This window comes from Citrobacter sp. ABFQG (genome assembly GCF_004322975.1).
GTDB lineage: Bacteria > Pseudomonadota > Gammaproteobacteria > Enterobacterales > Enterobacteriaceae > Citrobacter > Citrobacter freundii.
In genome coordinates this window covers 562437-584866 of record NZ_CP036435.1, presented here as the reverse complement: position 1 = coordinate 584866, position 22430 = coordinate 562437, and the positions used below count along the sequence as shown (strand labels likewise).

General features: G+C 53.4%; 22 protein-coding genes. 10 read left to right on the top strand and 12 right to left on the bottom strand.

The features are described from left to right. Positions 1 to 208: 208 nt before the first annotated feature. The 3 genes from kbl to WN16_RS02910 all read left to right on the top strand — a co-directional run bounded on the left by kbl (position 209) and on the right by WN16_RS02910 (position 3670). Complete coding sequence (kbl, locus tag WN16_RS02920) at positions 209 to 1405, top strand: glycine C-acetyltransferase (RefSeq protein ID WP_003837635.1); 1197 nt, start codon at positions 209 to 211, stop codon at positions 1403 to 1405. Positions 1406 to 1414: 9 nt separating this feature from the next. Beyond that, complete coding sequence (gene tdh, locus WN16_RS02915; protein WP_003024132.1) at positions 1415 to 2440, top strand: L-threonine 3-dehydrogenase; 1026 nt, start codon at positions 1415 to 1417, stop codon at positions 2438 to 2440. A gap of 192 nt (positions 2441 to 2632) precedes the next feature. After that, positions 2633 to 3670, top strand: coding sequence for a glycosyltransferase (locus WN16_RS02910; RefSeq protein ID WP_044700441.1), 1038 nt, complete (start codon positions 2633 to 2635; stop codon positions 3668 to 3670). Here the strand turns inward: WN16_RS02910 and WN16_RS02905 are convergent, their stop codons facing one another. Genes WN16_RS02905 through gpmM form a run of 3 tightly spaced genes read right to left on the bottom strand, consistent with a single transcriptional unit; the run spans position 3671 to position 7447 of the window. Next, positions 3671 to 4606: a divergent polysaccharide deacetylase family protein gene (locus WN16_RS02905; protein ID WP_003024138.1), complete on the bottom strand. Its 936-nt coding sequence runs from the start codon at positions 4604 to 4606 to the stop codon at positions 3671 to 3673. Between the two features lie 3 nt (positions 4607 to 4609). Further along, positions 4610 to 5869 (bottom strand): murein hydrolase activator EnvC, encoded by a 1260-nt coding sequence (envC, locus tag WN16_RS02900; protein WP_229235822.1) that lies wholly within the window; start codon positions 5867 to 5869, stop codon positions 4610 to 4612. Between the two features lie 33 nt (positions 5870 to 5902). After that, the gene (gpmM, locus tag WN16_RS02895; RefSeq protein WP_044700439.1) at positions 5903 to 7447 is read right to left on the bottom strand and encodes a 2,3-bisphosphoglycerate-independent phosphoglycerate mutase; all 1545 of its coding nucleotides are present in this window, start codon (positions 7445 to 7447) and stop codon (positions 5903 to 5905) included. Between the two features lie 249 nt (positions 7448 to 7696). On the opposite strand from gpmM, the gene WN16_RS02890 reads away from it, so the two are divergent. From WN16_RS02890 to cysE, 5 genes are all read left to right on the top strand, one after another. After that, on the top strand, positions 7697 to 8128 hold the full coding sequence (locus WN16_RS02890; RefSeq protein ID WP_003024148.1) for a rhodanese-like domain-containing protein: 432 nt from the start codon (positions 7697 to 7699) through the stop codon (positions 8126 to 8128). 52 nt (positions 8129 to 8180) lie between these two features. Further along, positions 8181 to 8432, top strand: a complete 252-nt coding sequence (gene grxC / locus WN16_RS02885; protein WP_003844542.1) for a glutaredoxin 3 — start codon at positions 8181 to 8183, stop codon at positions 8430 to 8432. 46 nt (positions 8433 to 8478) lie between these two features. Beyond that, entirely contained in the window at positions 8479 to 8946 is a 468-nt protein-coding gene (gene secB, locus WN16_RS02880; protein WP_003024155.1) for a protein-export chaperone SecB, read from the top strand. Beyond that, positions 8946 to 9965 (top strand): NAD(P)H-dependent glycerol-3-phosphate dehydrogenase, encoded by a 1020-nt coding sequence (gene gpsA, locus WN16_RS02875; RefSeq protein ID WP_003837641.1) that lies wholly within the window; start codon positions 8946 to 8948, stop codon positions 9963 to 9965. Before secB ends, gpsA begins: the two co-directional genes overlap by 1 nt. 78 nt (positions 9966 to 10043) lie before the next feature. Next, positions 10044 to 10865 carry a serine O-acetyltransferase gene (gene cysE / locus WN16_RS02870; protein ID WP_003024160.1) on the top strand — a complete coding sequence of 274 codons (822 nt, stop codon included), beginning with the start codon at positions 10044 to 10046 and terminating at the stop codon, positions 10863 to 10865. An 86-nt stretch (positions 10866 to 10951) separates the two neighbouring features. Here the strand turns inward: cysE and trmL are convergent, their stop codons facing one another. The 6 genes from trmL to WN16_RS02840 all read right to left on the bottom strand — a co-directional run bounded on the left by trmL (position 10952) and on the right by WN16_RS02840 (position 17248). Next, on the bottom strand, positions 10952 to 11425 hold the full coding sequence (trmL, locus tag WN16_RS02865) for a tRNA (uridine(34)/cytosine(34)/5-carboxymethylaminomethyluridine(34)-2'-O)-methyltransferase TrmL (protein ID WP_016151165.1): 474 nt from the start codon (positions 11423 to 11425) through the stop codon (positions 10952 to 10954). A 46-nt stretch (positions 11426 to 11471) separates the two neighbouring features. Further along, the gene (locus WN16_RS02860; RefSeq protein WP_044700437.1) at positions 11472 to 12812 is read right to left on the bottom strand and encodes an aromatic acid/H+ symport family MFS transporter; all 1341 of its coding nucleotides are present in this window, start codon (positions 12810 to 12812) and stop codon (positions 11472 to 11474) included. A 195-nt stretch (positions 12813 to 13007) separates the two neighbouring features. Next, on the bottom strand, positions 13008 to 14198 hold the full coding sequence (gene lldD, locus WN16_RS02855) for an FMN-dependent L-lactate dehydrogenase LldD (protein WP_003837647.1): 1191 nt from the start codon (positions 14196 to 14198) through the stop codon (positions 13008 to 13010). Further along, entirely contained in the window at positions 14195 to 14971 is a 777-nt protein-coding gene (lldR, locus tag WN16_RS02850) for a transcriptional regulator LldR (RefSeq protein ID WP_003024170.1), read from the bottom strand. The genes lldD and lldR overlap by 4 nt, the downstream gene beginning before the upstream one ends. Continuing rightward, positions 14968 to 16623: an L-lactate permease gene (gene lldP, locus WN16_RS02845; protein WP_003837651.1), complete on the bottom strand. Its 1656-nt coding sequence runs from the start codon at positions 16621 to 16623 to the stop codon at positions 14968 to 14970. The genes lldR and lldP overlap by 4 nt, the downstream gene beginning before the upstream one ends. Before the next feature lie 262 nt (positions 16624 to 16885). After that, the gene (locus WN16_RS02840) at positions 16886 to 17248 is read right to left on the bottom strand and encodes a YibL family ribosome-associated protein (RefSeq protein ID WP_003024174.1); all 363 of its coding nucleotides are present in this window, start codon (positions 17246 to 17248) and stop codon (positions 16886 to 16888) included. Between the two features lie 292 nt (positions 17249 to 17540). On the opposite strand from WN16_RS02840, the gene WN16_RS02835 reads away from it, so the two are divergent. Then, positions 17541 to 17747 (top strand): hypothetical protein, encoded by a 207-nt coding sequence (locus WN16_RS02835; RefSeq protein ID WP_003024176.1) that lies wholly within the window; start codon positions 17541 to 17543, stop codon positions 17745 to 17747. 12 nt (positions 17748 to 17759) lie between these two features. On the opposite strand, the gene mtlR is transcribed toward WN16_RS02835, so the two are convergent. The 3 genes from mtlR to mtlA all read right to left on the bottom strand — a co-directional run bounded on the left by mtlR (position 17760) and on the right by mtlA (position 21536). Then, on the bottom strand, positions 17760 to 18347 hold the full coding sequence (mtlR, locus tag WN16_RS02830; RefSeq protein ID WP_003024179.1) for a mannitol operon repressor MtlR: 588 nt from the start codon (positions 18345 to 18347) through the stop codon (positions 17760 to 17762). Continuing rightward, complete coding sequence (gene mtlD / locus WN16_RS02825) at positions 18347 to 19495, bottom strand: mannitol-1-phosphate 5-dehydrogenase (RefSeq protein ID WP_003024180.1); 1149 nt, start codon at positions 19493 to 19495, stop codon at positions 18347 to 18349. The genes mtlR and mtlD overlap by 1 nt, the downstream gene beginning before the upstream one ends. Positions 19496 to 19622: 127 nt before the next feature. Further along, positions 19623 to 21536, bottom strand: a complete 1914-nt coding sequence (gene mtlA, locus WN16_RS02820; protein WP_016151161.1) for a PTS mannitol transporter subunit IICBA — start codon at positions 21534 to 21536, stop codon at positions 19623 to 19625. A gap of 531 nt (positions 21537 to 22067) precedes the next feature. Between mtlA and WN16_RS02810 the strand changes: the two genes are divergently transcribed. Next, the gene (locus tag WN16_RS02810; RefSeq protein WP_044700435.1) at positions 22068 to 22430 is read left to right on the top strand and encodes a DUF3302 domain-containing protein; all 363 of its coding nucleotides are present in this window, start codon (positions 22068 to 22070) and stop codon (positions 22428 to 22430) included.

Below are 22430 nucleotides of genomic sequence, written 5' to 3'. Positions count from 1 at the left end.
ACCTTCGAATTATGGAGTCAGAGACAATCTCAGACACGAATACTTTCTATCATATCACTACATGGCTCAGGCTTCAGCCATTCACCGATAAGCCGTGCGGGTACACGTGATTTATGCTTCATTTTGAAGAAGTGATGATGCGTCATCTCGTATCAACGTATAGCTTTGGGTAATATGTGCTGAAATTTGCCCAGTCTGGAGAATTGAAATGCGTGGGGATTTTTACAAACAGTTAACCAACGATCTCGACACCGCACGTGCGGAAGGATTGTTTAAAGAAGAGCGCATTATTACATCTGCCCAGCAGGCGGATATCACCGTGGCGGACGGAAGCCACGTTATTAACTTTTGTGCGAACAACTATCTGGGACTGGCTAATCATCCGGAACTGATTGCAGCAGCAAAAGCGGGTATGGATTCTCACGGATTTGGTATGGCTTCGGTTCGCTTTATTTGCGGTACCCAGGATAGCCATAAGCAACTGGAGCAAAAACTGGCGGCATTCCTCGGTATGGAAGATGCCATCCTTTACTCTTCCTGCTTCGACGCCAATGGCGGCCTGTTTGAAACGCTGCTGGGCGCAGAAGACGCAATTATTTCCGATGCCCTGAACCACGCTTCTATCATAGATGGCGTTCGTCTGTGTAAAGCAAAACGTTTCCGTTACGCCAACAACGATATGGTGGAACTGGAAGCTCGCCTGAAAGAAGCACGTGAAGCGGGCGCTCGTCATATCCTGATCGCCACTGATGGCGTGTTCTCTATGGATGGTGTGATCGCTAACCTGAAAGGCGTTTGCGATCTGGCGGATAAATACGACGCGCTGGTCATGGTTGATGATTCCCATGCCGTCGGTTTTGTCGGCGAAAATGGTCGTGGCTCCCATGAATACTGTGACGTGATGGGTCGCGTGGACATCATCACCGGTACGCTGGGTAAAGCACTCGGCGGCGCATCCGGTGGTTACACCGCAGCGCGTAAAGAAGTTGTTGAGTGGCTGCGTCAGCGTTCCCGTCCTTATCTGTTCTCCAACTCACTGGCGCCAGCGATTGTTGCGGCCTCCATTAAAGTGCTGGAAATGGTTGAAGCAGGCAGCGACCTGCGCGACCGCCTGTGGGCGAACGCACGTCAGTTCCGCGAGCAAATGTCTGCCGCAGGCTTTACTTTAGCCGGTGCCGATCACGCGATTATCCCGGTGATGTTGGGTGATGCAGTGATCGCGCAGGACTTTGCTCGTGAACTGCAAAAAGAGGGGATTTACGTTACCGGATTCTTCTATCCGGTGGTTCCAAAAGGCCAGGCGCGTATCCGTACCCAGATGTCTGCGGCGCATACCCCTGAGCAGATTACGCGTGCTGTTGAGGCGTTCACACGCATTGGTAAACAACTGGGCGTTATTGCCTGAGGATGTGAAATGAAAGCGTTATCCAAACTGAAAGCGGAAGAGGGCATTTGGATGACTGACGTTCCTGAACCGGAAGTCGGTCATAACGATTTGCTGATTAAAATCCGTAAAACAGCCATCTGCGGGACTGACGTTCACATTTATAACTGGGATGAATGGTCGCAAAAAACCATCCCAGTACCGATGGTCGTTGGGCATGAATATGTCGGCGAAGTTGTTGGCATCGGTCAGGAAGTTAAAGGCTTTAAAATCGGCGATCGCGTTTCAGGCGAAGGTCATATCACCTGCGGACATTGCCGTAACTGCCGCGGTGGACGTACTCACCTGTGCCGCAATACGACCGGTGTCGGTGTAAACCGTCCGGGCTGCTTTGCGGAGTACCTGGTGATCCCGGCATTTAACGCATTTAAAATCCCGGACAATATCTCCGACGACCTGGCGTCTATCTTCGATCCGTTCGGTAATGCAGTGCACACGGCGCTGTCGTTCGATCTGGTTGGGGAAGATGTACTGGTGTCCGGTGCGGGTCCAATCGGTATTATGGCGGCGGCGGTCGCGAAGCACGTTGGCGCACGCCACGTGGTGATCACCGACGTTAATGAGTATCGCCTTGAGCTGGCGCGCAAAATGGGTATCACTCGCGCGGTCAACGTATCGAAAGAGAATCTGACCGACGTGATGGCTGAACTGGGTATGACCGAAGGGTTTGATGTGGGCCTAGAGATGTCCGGGGCGCCGCCAGCGTTTCGCGCTATGCTGGACACCATGAATCACGGTGGCCGTATTGCTATGCTGGGTATTCCGCCATCTGATATGTCCATCGACTGGACGAAAGTTATCTTTAAAGGACTGTTTATTAAAGGTATCTACGGTCGTGAGATGTTTGAGACATGGTACAAAATGGCTGCACTGATCCAGTCTGGTCTGGATTTGTCGCCGATCATCACCCACCGATTCTCCATCGATGAATTCCAGCAGGGCTTTGACGCGATGCGTTCAGGCCAGTCAGGGAAAGTGATCCTGAGCTGGGATTAACCGTATCCACCCTGTGGATTCTGTGTGTTGTCCCCGGATGTTGATTATCATTAATCATCCGGGGCGTTTTTTGCCTGCACAATCTCTCTCGCCCGGCGCATTTTCCGCTAAAGAATTAATAATTTTTTCTGAAAATCTACCGCTTAATATGCTAAAAAGTGCCGATTACTCTATTGTCTGGCTGGATTTGATATGACCTATATACCTGGTCTCCTGAGCGTCATTATGCCGCTTTACAACACGGGTGAACCGTTCATTGCGTGTATGGATTCGCTGATTGCGCAAACCTGGAAGAACCTGGAGATCATCATTGTTAATGATGGCTCTACGGATAACTCTGCGGAGCTTGCTCAGTCTTATGCGGATCGTTATCCGCACGTTCATCTGCTGCACCAGCGCAATGGGGGCGTTTCGGCGGCGCGCAATACCGGTATGAAAGTCGCCAGGGGGGAGTACATCGCGTACGTAGACGGCGATGATATTGCCTATCCGGAAATGTATGAAACGCTGATGACTATGGCGCTGAAAGACAACCTGGATGTTGCGCAGTGCAACGCTGATTGGTGTATTGCGGAAACCGGCCACACCTGGGCATCCATTCCTACCGATCGTATTCGTTCTACCGGCGTGATGACCGGGCCAGACTGGTTACGCAAAGCGTTAGCCAGCCGCCGTTGGCGACACGTTGTCTGGATGGGCGTTTATCGTCATCAGACTATCCGCGACGCGGGGCTGACCTTCCTGTCTGGCCTGCATCACCAGGATATTATCTGGACGACGGAGTTTATGTTTAATGCGAAGCGCGCGCGTTACACGGAAATCCCTCTGTATAAATACTTCCTGCACGGCGCATCTGTTAGCCGTCTGCCGCGCACCGGGCTGAAAAATCTCGCTTACCAGCGCCACTACATCAAAATTACCCGTCTGCTGGATAAGATGAATCATGATTACGCCGGGCGCATTCCCATTTACCCGGAGTTCAAACAGCAGGTGATTTACGAAGCGCTACGCGTTTGTCATTGCATACGTAAAGAACCGGACGAGAAAATCCGCCAGCGCATGATTGCTGAAGTATTCGTGTCGGGTATGTTCAAGCGTATGGTAAGCAATATTTGCAGCGTTAAGCTGGGTTATCAGGTGCTGTTGTGGGCCATCCGCTTTAGCCAGTGGCGCGATAAATCACTGACGCCGCGCCGCCTGGCTCATTTAACGCTGGATAGCAAAGGCTGATTATTGCCAGCCCTGCCACTGCAGGCGCATATACTGCACCAGCGTGCTTTGGGTAATGCTTTCGCCGAGCACGCTGAAGAAGCGGCTGGCGTACACTGGCTCTAACGGCTGCTTCGGTTTGCATAATTTCACCCCGCGGAAAGGATTACGCGGCGCATCAGGTGTACCGTTCTTCGGTGGCGTGAGGTTTGGTCTGGAGGTATCCACCTGCGGTTCATTGAGCAGGCTGCTTGGGCGAACCAACGTGATGTCGGCTGGCAGGCTATACAGCATCTGCTGCAGGACACGAACCGTAGACGGGTGAGGATGGCCAATGGCGATTGCGGAACCGTTGCGGCGCGCCAGCTCGACGGCACGATTAAACTGACGGCGAATATCGGCTTCGTTTTGCGTGTCATCCAGGAAGACTTTGCGTTTGATGACTTTCACACCGGTCCCTGACGCTGCGCGCATTGCCTGGCTGTTACCAATGGTCATGCTGTCCAGGAAGTAGAGATCGTATCGCTCCAGCGCCTGCATCACCTTCTGCATGCCAAACAGGCTGGAGGTCATCGCGCTGCCCATATGGTTGTTCAGACCGACCGCATTCGGTACTTTGCTTACCGCGTCGCGAATAATTCGCTCAATCTCTTCGCTGCTCATTTCAGGGCGTAATGTATCTTTCTCTAACGGCTGCTTGCTCAGCGGCGCCATTGGCAGATGGATTAAGACTTCATGCCCGCTGTTATGCGCTTTGATTGCCATTTCTCGCGCATGTGGGGCGTTAGGCAGAACGGCAACGGAGATGGTAGAAGGCATCGCCAGTACCTGGTTTTCAGTGTGTGGGCGATAGCCGAAATCATCAATGACGATGGCGAGTTTGCCAGCAAAAACAGGTGTTGCGAAGGCCAGCAGGCTGGCGAGAGAGAGTAGTAGACGACGAAATTGTTGTGGCAAAACTTATCTTCCCAACCACGGCTGTGGATTGACCGCCTGACCCTGGCGACGAATTTCGAAATAGAGTGCCGGCCTGCCCTGACCGCCGCTGCTACCCACTAGTGCTATAGGCTGCCCGGCGCGAACCTGCGTACCGACGCTGACCAGTGCGCTCTGGTTATAACCGTACAGGCTCATATCGCCTTTACCGTGCTCAACGACGACCACCAGGCCATAGCCCTGCAACCAGTCCGCCAGAATGACGCGACCATCGGCAATGGCTTTAACTTCGGTGCCTTCGGATGCACCAATAACCATCCCCTTCCAACGTAGCTCACCCTGCAGTTGTTCGCCATAACGATGTAGGGTTGGACCCCGAACGGGCCAGAATGCCTGGCCGCGTGGCGAACCCAAACCGCCGGTACGTGACATCAGAGATTTTTCACTTTCGGTCGGTTTGTAGGTTGAGCCTTTCCGTGATGCATCCTGTTGCTTATCACGTACGGCCTGCGCCTCGCGCGCTTCACGTTCCGCGCGCGCTTTGGCCGCAGCTTCGGCGCGAGCAATGCTGTTGCGCAGGCGCGATTCGTTGGCGCGCATTTCGCCCAGTTGCTGTTGACCCTGTTGAATCGATGATTCCAGACTCGAAAGCGTTTTCTGGCGTTCGTTACGTGCCTGTTCCAGCTTAGCCTGCTGAGCGCGCTGTTCGTACAGTAGCGTCTGCTGTTCGCTTTGCTTATCTTCCAGCTCGGCTTTTTGCGAGTCGACTTCTTCGCGGGTTTGTTTCAGCTGCGCGATAGTTTCTTGCCTCGCCTGGTTCAGGTAGCCGAAATAGGCTTGCAGGCGCTGTCCGCGCTGGCTTTCTTCGCCGCTAAGGATGAGCTGAATACCGGTGTGTTCACCCTGGCGAAACGCGGCGTCTAACTGGGCTGCCAGACTGCGCTCTTGCGCTGCTCGTTGCTTTTCCAGCTTCGCGAGTGCTGCGTTCATCTCTGCGATTTGCGCGTTCAGTTGTGCCAGTGAGTTCTGCGTTTCGCGTAACTGCCTTGCGGCAACGGCGATGGCTTGTTCCTGAGCTTTAAGCTGAGCGAGGAGAGTGGAACGTTGTTGTTGCTGTTGGCGTACCGCGCGTTCTTTTGCCGCGATATCGGCCTGAATAGATTTGAGCTGGTCGCGTTCGTCCGCGTGGGCGGAAAAGGCGCACAGCAATACGCCAGCGCTAAGCGCGCTGGCGTAGAACAAGGGCCTGACTGAAAACTTACGCGGTTTCACGGCCCGAGTGATGGTATTAATCGCCTTTCCCCTCATGGGGAGGGATTATTCCACGATGAACAGCGGCTTACCAGTCATCTCTTGCGGGATTTCCATACCCATCAGCGTCAGCATCGTTGGGGCGATATCAGAAAGTTTGCCGCCTTCGACTGCTTTGACGTTCTTACCACCGACATAAATCAGCGGAACGGGCAGGTTGGTATGTGCAGTATGTGCCTGACCGGTGGACGGATCGCGCATCTGCTCTGCGTTACCGTGGTCTGCGGTGATCAGCAACTGGCCGCCAACGGACTCAACCGCTTTAGTCACCTGCTCAACGCAGTTATCCAGCGCTTCAACCGCTTTAACCGCTGCTTCCATCACCCCGGTGTGACCAACCATGTCGCCGTTCGGGTAGTTACAAATGATGGTGTCGTATTTACCGCTCTCAATCGCTGCAACCAGCTTCTCGGTCAGTTCAGCAGAGCTCATTTCCGGTTGCAGATCGTAGGTCGCAACTTTCGGAGAGTTGATCAGGATGCGGTCTTCGCCTTTGAACGGCTCTTCTACGCCGCCGTTGAAGAAGAAGGTCACGTGCGCATATTTTTCAGTTTCGGAAATACGCAGCTGCGTTTTTTCGTTCTTCGCCATCCACTCACCAAAGGTGTTGGCCAGAGATGCTGGAGGGTAAGCAACCGCAGTTTTGATGTCTGCCGCGTATTCGGTCAGCATCACAAAGTTGAGGTTAACGACTTTCTTACGGGCGAAGCCGTCGAAATCAGCGTTAACAAACGCACGGGTGATTTCACGCGCACGGTCAGCACGGAAGTTCATGAAAATCAGCGTATCGCCATCTTCCATAGCAGCATCTGCCTGACCTTCGGCACGGATCACGGTCGCTTTGACGAATTCGTCGTTCTCTTCGCGGGCATAAGCAGCCTGCAGACCTTCAACCGCCGTAGCGAACTGGAACTCGCCCTTCGCCAGCGTCATCAGATCGTAAGCCTGTTCTACGCGATCCCAACGGTTGTCGCGGTCCATAGCGTAGTAACGACCGATGATGGACGCTACGCGGCCTTTGCCCAGCGCGGCAAATTTCTCTTCAAATTTCTGCAGTGAATGTTCAGCGCTGCGCGGCGGGGTATCACGACCATCAAGGAAAGCGTGCAGATAGATTTTTTCAGCGCCGCGTTCAGCGGCCATTTCTACCATCGCCATGATGTGATCTTCGTGGCTGTGAACGCCGCCAGCAGAGAGCAGACCCATGATGTGTACCGCTTTCCCGGCATTTTTTGCCTGGTCGACCGCATCGGTCAGCACCGGGTTAGCGAAGAAAGTACGTTCTTTGATTTCAACGTCCAGACGGGTAAGGTCCTGATACACGATACGGCCCGCGCCCAGGTTGACGTGACCCACTTCGGAGTTGCCCATCTGGCGATCGGGCAGGCCGACTTCCAGACCAGACGCATCAATCAGGGTATGCGGACGTTTTGCCCACAGCGCATCCATTACCGGGGTTTTAGCACTAAAAATGGCGTTATCCTGGCTGTCTTCGCGATAGCCGTAGCCATCCAGAATCACCAGTACCATAGGTTTTTTAGAAACCGACATTGCGACAACCTCACACTCAAGAGATAAAAAATAATTGCGTAATTTTACTACAGCTGAATCGATAAAGTAGCCCCCGAAGATCAAATAATGGGGGATCGCGTGCCAGGGGGAACACCGATTTACATTTTTTTTTCCGTAGCGCCCCGCAAAAATGCAATCCAATGCACGCTCTGGCTGTATTTGCGCCAACGCGCAGGTATACTCCTTTCCTGGTTTTTTTAATCACTGAGTCGGGAGTTGTTACCCCCCATGCAAGAAATTATGCAATTTGTTAGTCGCCACCCTGTCTTGAGTATCGCCTGGATTGCGTTACTGGCGGCTGTATTATTTACCACGTTTAAGAGCCTGACCTCAAAAGTGAAGGTGATTACTCGCGGCGAAGCTACACGTCTCATCAACAAAGAAGACGCCGTTGTTGTGGATTTACGCCAGCGCGACGACTTCCGCAAAGGCCATATCGCAGGCTCCACTAACCTGCTGCCGAGCGAAATCAAAGCCAACAATTTTGGCGAACTTGAAAAACACAAAAACAAACCTGTGATTGTGGTTGATGGTTCAGGCATGCAGTGCCAGGATTCAGCAACTGCGCTGATTAAAGCCGGTTTTGAGCAAGTATCCGTACTGAAAGACGGCGTAGCGGGCTGGAGTGGTGAGAATCTGCCACTGGTTCGCGGCAAGTAATTTACCCATCTTCTTTCATGCCATAGGGTAAAAAGAACACTGGAGATAAGTCATGGCCAATATTGAGATCTACACCAAAGCAACCTGCCCGTTTTGCCATCGCGCAAAAGCGCTGTTGAACAGCAAGGGTGTGAGTTTCCAGGAGCTTCCGATTGACGGCGATGCCGTAAAGCGTGAAGAGATGATCAAGCGCAGTGGCCGTACGACGGTTCCGCAGATTTTTATTGATGCACAGCACATTGGCGGTTGTGACGACTTGTATGCGTTGGATGCGCGTGGTGGACTGGATCCCCTGCTGCAATAAGGCGTACTGAAAGTATTTAAAGGACAACACTAAGGGTTTTCTAAACATGTCAGAACAAAATAACACTGAAATGGCTTTCCAGATCCAACGTATCTATACCAAGGATGTGTCTTTCGAAGCGCCAAATGCACCGCATGTTTTCCAGAAAGATTGGCAGCCAGAGGTTAAACTTGATCTTGATACCGCATCTACCCAACTGGCAGATGACGTGTATGAAGTAGTGCTGCGTGTCACTGTAACGGCTTCTCTTGGTGAAGAAACTGCGTTCCTGTGCGAAGTTCAGCAGGGCGGTATTTTCTCCATCAGTGGTATCGAAGGGACTCAGATGGCGCATTGCCTGGGCGCATACTGCCCGAACATTCTGTTCCCGTATGCCCGTGAATGCATCACCAGCCTGGTATCACGCGGTACGTTCCCGCAACTGAACCTTGCGCCGGTCAACTTTGATGCGCTGTTCATGAACTATTTACAGCAGCAGGCTGGCGAAGGTACTGAAGAACATCAGGATGCCTGATGAACCAAAGTAATGCTTCAATGACTGTGATTGGTGCCGGCTCGTACGGCACCGCTCTTGCCATCACCCTGGCAAGAAATGGCCATCAGGTTGTCCTGTGGGGCCATGATCCGAAACATATCGCGACCCTTGAGCACGATCGCTGCAACCTCGCGTTCCTTCCTGATGTGCCTTTTCCTGACACACTGCGCCTGGAAAGTGATTTAGCCACTGCGCTGGCCGCCAGTCGTAATATTCTGGTGGTGGTGCCGAGCCACGTCTTTGGCGAAGTGCTGCGAAACATCAAACCATTGATGCGTCCTGACGCACGACTGGTCTGGGCGACAAAAGGTCTGGAGGCGGAAACGGGGCGTCTGCTGCAGGACGTCGCGCGTGAAGCGCTGGGGGACTCAATTCCACTGGCGGTTATTTCCGGCCCGACGTTCGCCAAAGAGCTGGCTGCGGGCATGCCGACGGCGATTTCTCTGGCCTCGACGGACGACGCCTTTGCTGACGATCTCCAGCAGTTGCTGCACTGCGGCAAAAGCTTTCGCGTTTACAGCAACCCGGATTTCATTGGCGTGCAGCTTGGCGGCGCGGTGAAAAACGTCATTGCGATTGGTGCGGGGATGTCTGACGGCATCGGTTTTGGCGCGAATGCGCGTACCGCATTGATCACCCGTGGACTGACCGAAATGTCTCGCCTTGGCGCGGCGCTGGGTGCCGATCCTGCCACCTTTATGGGGATGGCGGGTTTAGGCGATCTGGTGCTGACCTGTACCGACAACCAGTCGCGTAACCGTCGTTTTGGCATGATGCTCGGCCAGGGTATGGACGTGCAGGGCGCGCAGGACAAGATTGGTCAGGTGGTTGAAGGCTATCGCAATACGAAAGAAGTTCGTGAATTGGCGCACCGTTTTGGTGTCGAGATGCCAATAACCGAGGAAATTTATCAAGTATTGTATTGCGGAAAAAACGCGCGCGAGGCAGCATTGACGTTATTAGGTCGTGCGCGCAAGGACGAGCGAAGCAGCCACTAGCCGTAAGGAACCGTTTCAATCTAACGACCCGACCCGCGAAGAACGGGTCGGTCGTTTTGCTACCTTCTGGAGTACGCAATGCCGTGTGAAGAACTGGATATCGTCTGGAAAAACATTAAAGCGGAAGCCCGGGCACTGGCGGAATGTGAGCCAATGTTGGCCAGTTTTTACCACGCAACGCTGCTCAAACATGAAAATCTCGGCAGTGCGCTAAGCTATATGCTGGCGAATAAACTCGCTTCTCCAATCATGCCCGCCATTGCGATTCGCGAAGTCGTGGAAGAGGCCTATGCCGCCGATCCTGAAATGATTGCCTCAGCGGCCTGTGATATTCAGGCGGTACGTACGCGTGACCCGGCTGTCGATAAATATTCCACCCCACTTCTGTACCTGAAGGGTTTTCATGCGCTTCAGGCCTACCGTATCGGTCACTGGCTGTGGCATCAGGGGCGTCAGGCGCTGGCGATCTTCCTGCAAAATCAGGTGTCCGTTACCTTCCAGGTAGACATTCATCCGGCGGCAAAAATTGGCCGTGGGATTATGCTCGATCACGCAACCGGCATTGTGGTCGGTGAAACGGCAGTGATTGAAAATGATGTCTCTATTCTGCAATCCGTCACGCTCGGCGGGACCGGTAAAGCCGGCGGCGATCGTCATCCGAAAATTCGTGAAGGTGTAATGATTGGCGCGGGAGCAAAAATTCTCGGCAACATTGAAGTCGGGCGCGGCGCGAAGATTGGCGCAGGTTCAGTGGTTTTACAACCGGTACCCCCGCATACCACTGCGGCAGGCGTACCTGCACGCATCGTCGGTAAGCCTGACAGCGATAAACCGTCTATGGATATGGATCAGCATTTCAACGGGATACATCATACTTTCGAATACGGCGATGGCATCTGATTTCGAGCTATGCCCGGCGGCGCAGTGCTTACCGGGCCTACAAATCTCGTAGGTCGGATAAGGCGTCAGCCGCCATCCGACAAAAATCAACTACGCAATACCGCGCCAGGATAACCTAACTGGCGCCAGGCCTCATACACCACCACCGACACCGCATTTGACAGGTTCATGCTGCGGCTGTCCGGCATCATCGGAATTCGAATTTTTTGTTCGGCTGGCAGCGCGTCGAGGATGCTGGATGGCAGACCGCGAGTTTCCGGGCCAAACATCAGATAATCCCCATCCTGATAGCTTACCGCGCTATGCGCTGGCGTACCTTTGGTGGTCAGGGCAAACAGACGTTGCGGGTTTTCTGCGGCGACGAAGCTGGCGTAATCAGGGTGGCGCAGCACGGCGGTAAACTCATGGTAATCCAGCCCCGCGCGACGCAGGCGCTTGTCGTCCCAGGTAAAGCCCATTGGCTCAATAATATGCAGACGAAAGCCGGTGTTGGCGCAAAGACGGATAATATTGCCGGTATTTGGCGGGATTTCTGGTTCGAATAAAACGATGTTAAGCATACTGCCCCCTTGATAACGGGGGGCAGAATAGCAGAAAGAGCGGGTACTATGCGACGGTCAGCGCGTGCGGTTTATAGCGTTGCAGTTTGTAAATCGTTGCGGCAGCCGCAATCAGCGCCGGAAGGCTGAGGAACATTAATATACTGTCTGCCTGCCATTGCAGGGAAAGCAACTGGGCGCTCATCATCGTTCCGGCTACGCCACCGAAGCGGCCCACGCCCTGCATCCAGGCAATGCCCGTCGCGCGACAGTGGGTCGGATAAAAAGTGGCGGCCAGCGTCTGCAGCCCGGACTGCGCGCCGTTCATGGTAATCCCCATCAGGAAGATCAGTGCGCCGAACAGGATGATATGGTTATGTTCAAATCCGAGAGCGAGGGCAAACAGCATCGTCAGAATAAAGCCGAGTGACACCACTTTATGCGCTTCCCAACGGTCCATTAACCAACCGGCCAGCAGGATCCCTGCGGTACCGCCGAAGGTAAATAGCGATGTCAGCCAGGCGGATTCGGCCAGCGGATAGCCCATTCCCAGCATCAACGTTGGCATCCAGCTCAACAGCACGTAGTAGATAACCAATCCCATAAAGTAGGTCATCCAGAGCATCAGCGTGCCCGGCAGCCAGGGCATACTGAATAGCTGTGCCACGCTGCCTTTTTTGACCGTGACGCGGTCTTCATCCAGATAAAACTGGGTAACCTGTTCCAGACTTCCCGACATAAAGCGTTGAGCAATGCGTTTAACCTGTGCAACCCCTTTACCGCGGTGAACCAGATACTTCACCGACTCCGGCAGGAACAGCACCAACAATACGGTGAGGACCAGCGGGGCGATCGCACCGGCAAGCAGGACGCTGTGCCAGCCGTAGTTAGGGATAAGCCAGGAGGAGATCACCCCGCCGCCTGCAGCCCCTAACGGAAAGCCGCAGTACATGGTGTTAATCGCCATTGAACGACAGCGTTTTGGTGCAAATTCTGACACCAGGGTGATGGCATTGGGCATTGCCGCGCCAAGACCCAGCCCGGTGAGAAAGCGCCAAAATGTGAGCATATTCAGCGTCTGGGCATAGGCAGTTCCCAGACTGGCGAGGCCAAAAAACAGACAGGAAAAGACCAGCACGCGTTTACGGCCCATACGATCGGAAATCGGCCCGGCCAGCAGTGCACCAAATGACAGGCCCAATAGCGCGGCGCTTAACACCGGTCCGAGATCCTGTTTCTTGATGCCCCAGTCGGCTGAGAGCGTGGGCGCAATATAGCCCATCGCCGCCGTATCGAAGCCGTCGATGGCCAGGACCAGAAAACCCAGGACAATAATGACCCAGTGGAAGCGCGAAAAAGGACTGTCATCTATCGCCTGCTGGATATTCACTTTTCCGGAATAAGCCATGTTACCCTCGCCCGTTATGATGGTTGTTATCTGTATATTTCGCCCTTGTATTAGCTTGTATATACATCTGACAGGTGGATAAAAAGTTGTCAAATATATTGGTTATAAATGTTAACCGGTCGTTATTTTTGGATAAAAAATGGCCGGGCTGAGAACAGACCGACCATGCAGAAAGTGGGTTTTATGGGGATATTGTTACGCCGCGCTACCCTGAACCAGAGGTGCCAGCGCAGCAGGCAGGCTTTTTCCCAGTTCTTGTACCAGCGAATCATGACTGATTTCGCTAATCGATTTTGCACCGGTCAGGGTCATTGCCACCTTCATCTCTTTCTCGATCAGATTCAGCAGATTCGCTACCCCGGCCTGACCGTGGGTTGCCAGCGCGTACAGATAAGCACGTCCCAGCAGAACACTATCCGCGCCCAGCGCAATCATGCGTACGACGTCCAGACCGTTGCGGATCCCGCTGTCTGCCAGAATGGTGATATCGCCTTTTACCGCATCGGCAATAGCGGGTAACGCGCGAGCTGAAGACAGCACGCCGTCTAACTGGCGACCACCGTGGTTAGAGACAACGATGCCATCAGCGCCGAAGCGTACGGCGTCGCGAGCATCTTCAGGATCGAGGATCCCTTTGATCACCATCGGACCATCCCAAAATTCGCGGATCCACTCGAGGTCTTTCCAGGAAATCGACGGATCGAAGTTATTCGCCAGCCAGCCGATGTAGTCTTCAAGGCCGGTGGGTTTGCCAAGATAGGTCGAGATATTGCCTAAATCATGCGGGCGACCGTTCAGGCCAACGTCCCATGCCCATTGTGGATGGGTGACTGCCTGCCAGTAGCGGCGCAGTGCCGCATTTGGGCCGCTCATCCCGGAATGGGCGTCACGGTAGCGTGCGCCAGGTGTTGGCATATCGACGGTAAAGACCAGCGTGGAGCAACCTGCCGCTTTGGCTCGTTCCAGGGCGTTACGCATAAAGCCGCGATCGCGCAGAACATACAGCTGAAACCACATCGGACGCTTGATAGTCGGGGCGACTTCTTCAATCGGGCATACGGATACTGTGGAAAGCGTAAACGGAATGCCTTTGGCATCAGCGGCGGCGGCGGCCTGAACTTCGCCCCGACGCGCATACATGCCGCACAGACCGACAGGTGCAAGGGCCACCGGCATGGAGAGCGTTTCGTTGAACAGTTTTGTCTCCAGGCTCAGGTCGGACATATTCTTCAGCACGCGCTGGCGAAGGGCCACCTCCGACAGGTCTGCCACGTTACGGCGCAAAGTGTGCTCTGCATACGCCCCACCGTCAATATAGTGGAACAAGAAGGGGGGTAGGATGCGCTGGGCTGCGGCGCGATAGTCGCTGGCTGCTGAAATAATCATGTGTTGTTCTCCCTGCTATTCTCACCAGGGTCACCGGGCAGGCGGGTGATTCGCGCCTGGCGGGCCTGATCTTCATCAAATCGTTTAATCGTGGTGTGGACAAAACTGAGGTGCGCCATCATCGCTTTACGCGCGCCGTCGGCATCTCCGGCAACAATCGCATCCAGTACGGCCTGATGCTGTGCCGTCAGCTGTGAAAATACGGGCGGCACGAGGTACATTCGCTGGCGGCTCTGTTTCACCGAAGACTGCAATACGTCGAAGAAACCGCGCATGGTCTGTAACAGCACCACGTTGTGTGAGGCCTCCGCAATGGCGAGATGAAAGCGAACGTCTGCCTGCGAGGCGAGATCTGGATCTTCGCTTTGTGTGGCCTCGAAACAGAGCCTGATCTTCTCTTTATCGGCTGCAGTGGCACGCATAGCTGCGTGCCAGGCGGTGCTGGCTTCGATGGCGTGGCGGGCTTCCAGAATATCGAAACTGTAATCAGGATCGTCCGCCAGCAGGGTTTTCAGCGGCTGCACGATGTTTTGTTCAGACCATGCCTCATGCTGCCAGCGAATAAACGTTCCACCGCCACGACGGCTAATCAGTACGCCTTCACTCACCAGCTTTGCTAACGCCTCGCGCAGCGAGTTGCGCGATACGCCGAGCTGTACGGCCAGCTGGCGCTCAGCGGGCAACTTCATGCCCGCTTCCAGCTGTTGTTCTTCAATCAGCGCCCGCACACGAGATGCGACTTCGTCTGACAGGCGTCTGGGCATCACTATCATGGAATCATCCAGGTTAAGACATAGGCCTGCAGTGTGGTAATCACACCCACCATGCAGGTGAAAATCAGACTGTGCTTCACGGTAAAGCGGAACAGGTCAGACTCTTTTCCCACTAATCCCACTGCCGCACAGGCGATAGCGATAGATTGCGGAGAGATCATTTTTCCGGTCACGCCGCCGGTGGTATTTGCAGCCACCATTAATACATCCGAAACACCGATTTGCTGAGCGGCCGTGGCCTGTAGGGCGGCAAACAGTGCGTTTGATGAGGTGTCGGATCCAGTCAGGAATACCCCCAGCCAGCCAAGGAACGGCGAGAAGAAGGTAAATGCGCTGCCGGTGTGAGCCAGGGCCAATGCCAGGGTGGATGAAAGCCCGGAGTAGTTAGAGATAAACGCGAATGCCAGCACCATCCCGATGGAGTAGATAGGTAGCGCCAGATCTTTCAGCGTGCTACCAAAGGTCTGAAGCGCAGCAGACGGCTTCATCTTCAGCCAGACGATGGACAGCAGGGCGGCAAACAGTATTGCGGTACCGGTCGCGGAGAACCAGTCAAATTTGTACACCGCCGCGTAGGCTGTGGCTTCGTGTACGACCGGCGGCATACGGGCAACCAGCTTGTCGAGGAACGGAACCGGAATATTGACCACCCAGTGGTACATCGCGCCGCCTGGTGCAAACAGCGCTTTAAACGGCGGTATGCTCCACAGCGTGACGGTAGCTGTCAGGAACAGGAACGGCGACCAGGCGCGGATGATTTGCCCGGCGGTGTAGCGGGTGCGCGACAGATCCATATCGACCTGCGAAGCGCCCATATCACCAAAGCGGAAGATGCGTACCGGCTGCCAGCGCTTCAGGAACAGCGTCAGACAGACCAGGGAAACCAGAGAAGAGATGATGTCCGGCAGTTCCGGTCCGATAAAGTTAGAGCTGAGATACTGCGCGATAGCAAACGAGCCGCCAGCGACCATCACCGCAGGCCAGGTTTCTTTCACGCCACGCCAGCCATCCATAATCGCCATAATCCAGAACAGCACGATAATGGTCAGGAACGGCAGTTGACGGCCCACCATCTGGCCAATCTCGAAGCTGTCCAGCCCGGTAACCTGACCGGCAACCAGAATCGGAATGCCCATTGCCCCAAAAGCGACTGGAGCGGTGTTTACGATCAAGCACAAACCTGCCGCATACAGCGGGTTAAAGCCAAGGCCAACCAGCAGTGCGGCGGTAATCGCTACCGGAGCACCGAAGCCTGCCGCCCCTTCGAGGAATGCCCCAAAGGAGAAACCGACAATCAGCATTTGCAGACGCTGGTCTGGGGTAATCGAGAGTATCGAGGAGCGGATAATGTCGAACTGCCCGGTTTTTACCGAGATTTTATAGACGAATACCGCGGCGATAATGATCCAGGCAATTGGCCACAGACCGTAGAAGAAACCGTACACTACGGATGCCAGAGCGTGATCGACCGGCATTTTGTAAAACAGCAGGGCGACCGACAAAGCGATCACCACCGTCCATGACGCCGCAACGTAGCCTTTCAGCTTGAGCTTAATCAGGGCGAAGAAAAAGAACAGGATGGGGAGCGATGCGATCAGACTGGAAAGCCAGATGTTACCGGCCGGGTCGTAGTTCTGTTGCCAGAGATTCATTGCAGGTCTCCTGGGGGCCGCCGACATAATGGAATGAGTCTTTGCTCAAATCTTCGTCACATTATGTGTAAAAGTGGCCCTGCCAATATTGTTGTGTAGGGGTAATGACAATGAATGGTTAATCAAATGTTATTTATTGGCAACGGTATTGTACGCACATTTTAATGAAATGTGAGGTGCTGGTATGATCTGGCTAAAATTGGTAGGGCCAATGGCGAGGAGAAGTGAAGGACCGGGCAAGCGGATGTTGCCCGGTGGGAGATCAGAACTCGCTCTTCGCGAAGCCCGTCATCTCTTTCAGGCCCATTTCACGGCCAAGCTCGGTCATCGGGTGAACGACAATCAGGCCGCGCACGCTCTTCTTCAGCTTGCCCATGTCGGCCTGTTCTTTTTTGGTGATGGTACGACGGAAAGGGAGTTTCGTCAGCTTTTGCGCTTCTTTGCTCAGCTTCTGACCATGGACTTCACGCAGACGCGCAATCTCGTTTTCCAGAGTTTCTTTCTCTTGCTCCAACTCAGCATATTTGTCGGCGGCTTCAACCAGAGACAGGTCAGCCTGCTGGTGGCGGATAGCGTCCAGACGATCGCTCAGGCGTTTAATTTCGTTTTTTTCGACTTCTTTCATAGGATAGCTTCTGATAAAAATAGGATGAATATCCTATAGTATGCGCGCAGAGCGGGATTATTCACAACTAATCGAAGATAAATAATCAAATGTTGCAAGTATTATTCAGCTAATGAAAATATTACTATTTTGATTAATAAGGAATTTTAAGCGATAAGATCGACCATGGCGCATTTTGTTGGCGGGTTCATAGTGAAGCACGTTTTCCTTAATGTAATTGCCAAACCGATCCTAAACTTAAACGATCAACCGCGCAGGCTGAGCGCGGTTAATACATGGAGGAGGGAAGATTATGGCGAAAATAGGTGAGAACGTTTCGGCTCTAATTGATAAGACGGTCGATTTTATGGCTTCAAGCCAGGCTTTTCGCGAGTATCTGAATAAAACACCGCCACGCAACGTTGTCCCTTCTGAAATACCGCAGGAGAATGCGCAGTTGTATCTGCAACGTCTGGCGTACTATCGGCAGCTTTATCGACCGCAGCAGGAAGAGAAATAAGCAAGCATCGTCTTATTTTTGAAAGGCTTTTTTTAAGCTGATTTTAGAAATCAGCTCGGTCAGGGAAAGTACCATCGTGGAGCGCACCATCTGCTGGTAGCGCTGGATCTGCATCGCGTGCAGACCTGAGTCTGAGGTATCAAACTGCGGTGGCGGCGGGAGTGCCGTCACGCAGTGGAGTTCGCCAAACGGACCAAGAATTTCATCGTCGGTGAACGCATATTCATTGCCGTCATGGTTTAACTCTTCCCGCAGCGCCATCAGAAGCTCGGCGTCTTCATACTCCGGCCGGCTGAGTACGCCCAGACCGTAGATGAGCTTCAGGCGAACGGAAAGATCGCCCAGCGGACCGTCGCCGTCAAGCAGTGGTTCTACAGCATATTTCACCGCATAGTCGTCTTTGCGAAATACCTGAAGCACAAGAATATTCACCGCCTCGGTGAGCAGTTCTACGGCGGTGATGAGGAAGCTGCGTACGGTTTTGCCAGCATTCAGACGCTCAAGCACACGATTTTCAAAGGCCTGCGTTTGTTCCATTATTGCCTGCATATCTGACAATCTATTATTCAGGCGCAGGATATCCTGCGCCAGGTCCTGCATCATTTCTTTGCGTTATACGCGTTAACAGCCTCAAGCACGACATCGCTGTTGGCATCCAGCCCGGAAACTTGCGCCAGCGCGGCCTGCGGACCTTTTTCGTCAATCAACGCGGCCAGTTCCTGTGCCTGCGGATCTTCTTCGCTGCGATAGTGCATCGCTGCCGCAATGCCGATAACCAGATTTGCATGCGGCAAACCATACTCCAGCGTACCCAGCAGCGGTTTAATCAGACGATCTCCCGCGCTCAGCTTACGCAGCGGCTGACGACCCACGCGCTCAACGTCATCTTTCAGATACGGGTTTTCAAAGCGACCGAGGATTTTCTGAATGTATGCCGCATGTTTTGCTGCATCAAAACCATAGCGTTTGATCAGTACCGCGCCGCTCTCTTCCATCGCACCTTTTACCACTGCGCGGATTTTCTCGTCGAGAATCGCGTCACGGATGGTCTGATGACCGGTCAATTTTCCGAGGTACGCGGTTATAGCATGCCCGGTGTTCAGCGTGAAGAGTTTACGTTCGACAAATGCCATTAGGTTATCAGTTAATTCCATTCCTGGGATATTTGGTAGTTCACCTTTGAACTGTGTTTTGTCGACAATCCACTCACTGAAGGTTTCTACGGTAACTTCCAGCGGGTCATTGGTTGCTGAAGCCGAAGGCGGAACAATGCGGTCCACGGCGGAATCGACGAAGCCAACATGTTCTTCAACCCAGGCTTTGTCTTCATCTGCCAGCGCGTTCATTACATGGCCTTTCAACTGGGTCGTTCCGCGCACCATGTTTTCACAGGCGATGATATTCAGCGGAGTAGCTATGCCCTGTGCCTTGCGTTTAACCAGCCCTTTGGCGATGGCCGGAGCGATACGCTCAAGCACGACCGGACCGACGGCGGTAGTGACTAAATCTACATGGGCAATCAGGTCGACGACATCATCGCCGATGCTGCTCACGGCGTTGACGCCGGAGACGGTATCAACCTGTTCGTTTTCACCTACGACATGAACCTGATAGCTATGACGGGCATTCAGGGCATCGAGCACGACCTGATTTACATCCGCGAACGTCAGCTGTATCCCCGCGTCCGCCAGCAGTTTGCCGATAAAGCCACGACCGATATTACCTGCGCCAAAATGTAATGCTTTCATAGTATTAACCTTCATCAATGTTTTTACCCAAGAGGGCTGGGGTGAGGCTTTTCCCTCAACCTAACCCTCTCCACAAGGGAGAGGATTTTTAGGCCCGGTAAGCGTGAGCGCTACCGGGCAATAACGTTTACTTACGACCAGCCAGCAGCTCCAGAACTTCATCCACGCTGGTGGTATGGGCCAGACGTTCGATCACGGATTCGTCATCCAGCGCGTTGGTCAGGCTGGTAATCACCTGGATGTGCTCGTTGTTACGTGCTGCGATACCAATCACCAGGCGGGCAATATCGTCTTCTTCTTCACCGAAGCGAACGCCTTCCGGGTACTGGCAGAACACCACACCGGTTTTCAGCACACGGTCTTTGGCTTCAACCGTCCCGTGCGGTACTGCGATGGACTCGCCGAGGTAAGTCGGAGTCAGTTTTTCGCGGTCCAGCATCGCCTCGACGTATTCTGGCTCAACGTAGCCGCCTTTCACCAGTTGCTCACCAGCAAAGCGAATTGCTTCCTCTTTGTTAGTGGCTTTACGACCGAGGAAGATATTCTCCGCACCCAGTTTGAACAGGTGGGTATCACCCTCTTCAAAGCTGTCTTTCAGGTGATCGCGGACTTTCTCTTCGTTCACGTTGTGGCGCTGTGCAGCGACCAGACGTTCGGTCAGGTTAGAGTACAGGCCGCTGTCGAGGAAGTTGGTCAGCGAAATGTGCTGTGCCTGAGGCACCTGGCGCATCGCGCGTTCGGTCAGGTCACGGTGGGTAATGACCAGATCCACATCCGGCGGCAGATTGTTAATCGCGCTGTTAGTGACGGAAATCTGAGACAGACCTGCATCCTGTACTTTCTTACGCAGTACGCCCGCACCCATGGCGCTGGAACCCATGCCGGCATCGCAGGCAACGATGATTTTACGCACATGGCTCAGGTCGTTGGTCACGTCGCCAGCCGCCAGCGGAGATGCGCCTTTGGATTCCGCTTTCATGTCGTGCATACGACGGGTTGCGGCATCAATGTCATCATCTTCTTTCACTTTGCTGGTTTTCAGCAGAATGGCTGAAACCACAAAGGAGACTGCCATAGCAGCACAGATAGCAGCGATGTTAGCGAAGTAAGCGCCCTTCGGCGTCATGGCCAGCACGGCCAGGATAGAACCCGGAGAGGCCGGAGAAACCAGACCGCCGTTCAGGATAGTCAGGGTAAATACGCCAGTCATACCGCCGAGGATAACGGCCAGGATCAGACGTGGGTTCATCAGCACGTACGGGAAGTAAATTTCGTGGATACCACCCAGGAAGTGAATGATTGCCGCGCCGCCCGCAGACTGCTTAGCGCTGCCGCGACCGAAGAACATGTATGCCAGCAGAACGCCCATACCCGGACCCGGGTTAGCTTCAATCAGGAAGAAGATGGATTTGCCCATCTCATGGGACTGCTGAATACCCAGCGGTGAGAAAATACCGTGGTTGATGGCGTTGTTGAGGAACAGGATTTTCGCCGGTTCAACGAAGATAGACGCCAACGGCAGCATGTCATGGACAACCATGAAGTTAACGCCTGCCGCCAGGATTTTGGACAGTGCTTCAACCAATGGGCCAATGCCAAGGAATGCCAGAATGGCGAGGATCATCCCGATGATGCCTGCGGAGAAGTTATTCACCAGCATCTCAAAACCGGACTTGATCTTACCGTCTACCCAGTTGTCGAAATGTTTGATAGCCCAGCCGCCCAGCGGGCCTGCGATCATCGCGCCGAGGAACATTGGCATATCTGCACCGACGATAACGCCCATGGTGGTGATAGCACCAACCACGCCGCCACGTTCGCCGCCAACCAGCTTACCACCGGTATAACCGATCAGCAGCGGCAGCAGATAGGTGATCATAGGACCGACAAGCTTCGCCAGCGTTTCGTTCGGCAACCACCCTGTCGGAATGAATAATGCGGTGATAATACCCCACGCGATAAACGCGCCGATATTTGGCATCACCATGTTGCTGAGGAATCGACCAAAGCTTTGCACCTTGATCTTAATATCGGATGACATAAAAACACCCCTTCTTATGTTTGCTATCGCGCAGGCTGAAAGCCCGAGGTTTGTTAATGTAGCGGCAGGAGGTAGCCGGACCCTGTAGATACTGCGAAATCTGGCACTGAATCGTTCAACTGTCCAGTCGACGACCTTTTATGTGATATTCGTCACGTAAATATAGGGTGTATGGCGTTAGTTAATGTGATCTTAATCACAAAATATCGGTACAAAAAAACATCACTGGATCAGAATTCGCCAAAAATGGGGGGTAAATGTGAACTGATTCACATTTTATCCTTTGCTGTTTGTTGAATCTTTGTGATGCAGATCGCAAAGTATTTTCATCTGCATTTGCTCGGATGTGATCTACAGCAGGTTCTACCCCCCGATATTTTTATTGCAAAAGAAAGCAACTTCTCACCAGAAAAAATATTTATTTTGTGGTATGGCGAAAACCCCAAACTGCAGTTATGTTCAAAACATCAGCCTGGGTGCATGCGGCTGCCGGCATAAAAAAACTCTAATTAGCGTGAATTCGAGGCAGGTATGTTTCTAAATTATTTCGCACTGGGCGTGCTGATCTTCGTCTTTCTGGTTCTGTTTTACGGAATCATCGCCATTCACGATATTCCCTATAATATGGCTAAAAAACGCAACCATCCTCATGCTGATGCCATTCATACGGCGGGTTGGATTAGCCTGTTTACACTCCATGCAATATGGCCGTTCCTGTGGATTTGGGCGACGCTCTACCAGCCTGAACGGGGGTGGGGCATGCAATCACACATCATGTCGAACGGAAAGGACCCAGACCCCGAGATTGCCGCACTGGCAGCGCGCATCACCCAGTTGGAAAAAAGACTGGATGGGGAGAAGAAAACAGATAACTCCACCTTTCCGGAGATTTAA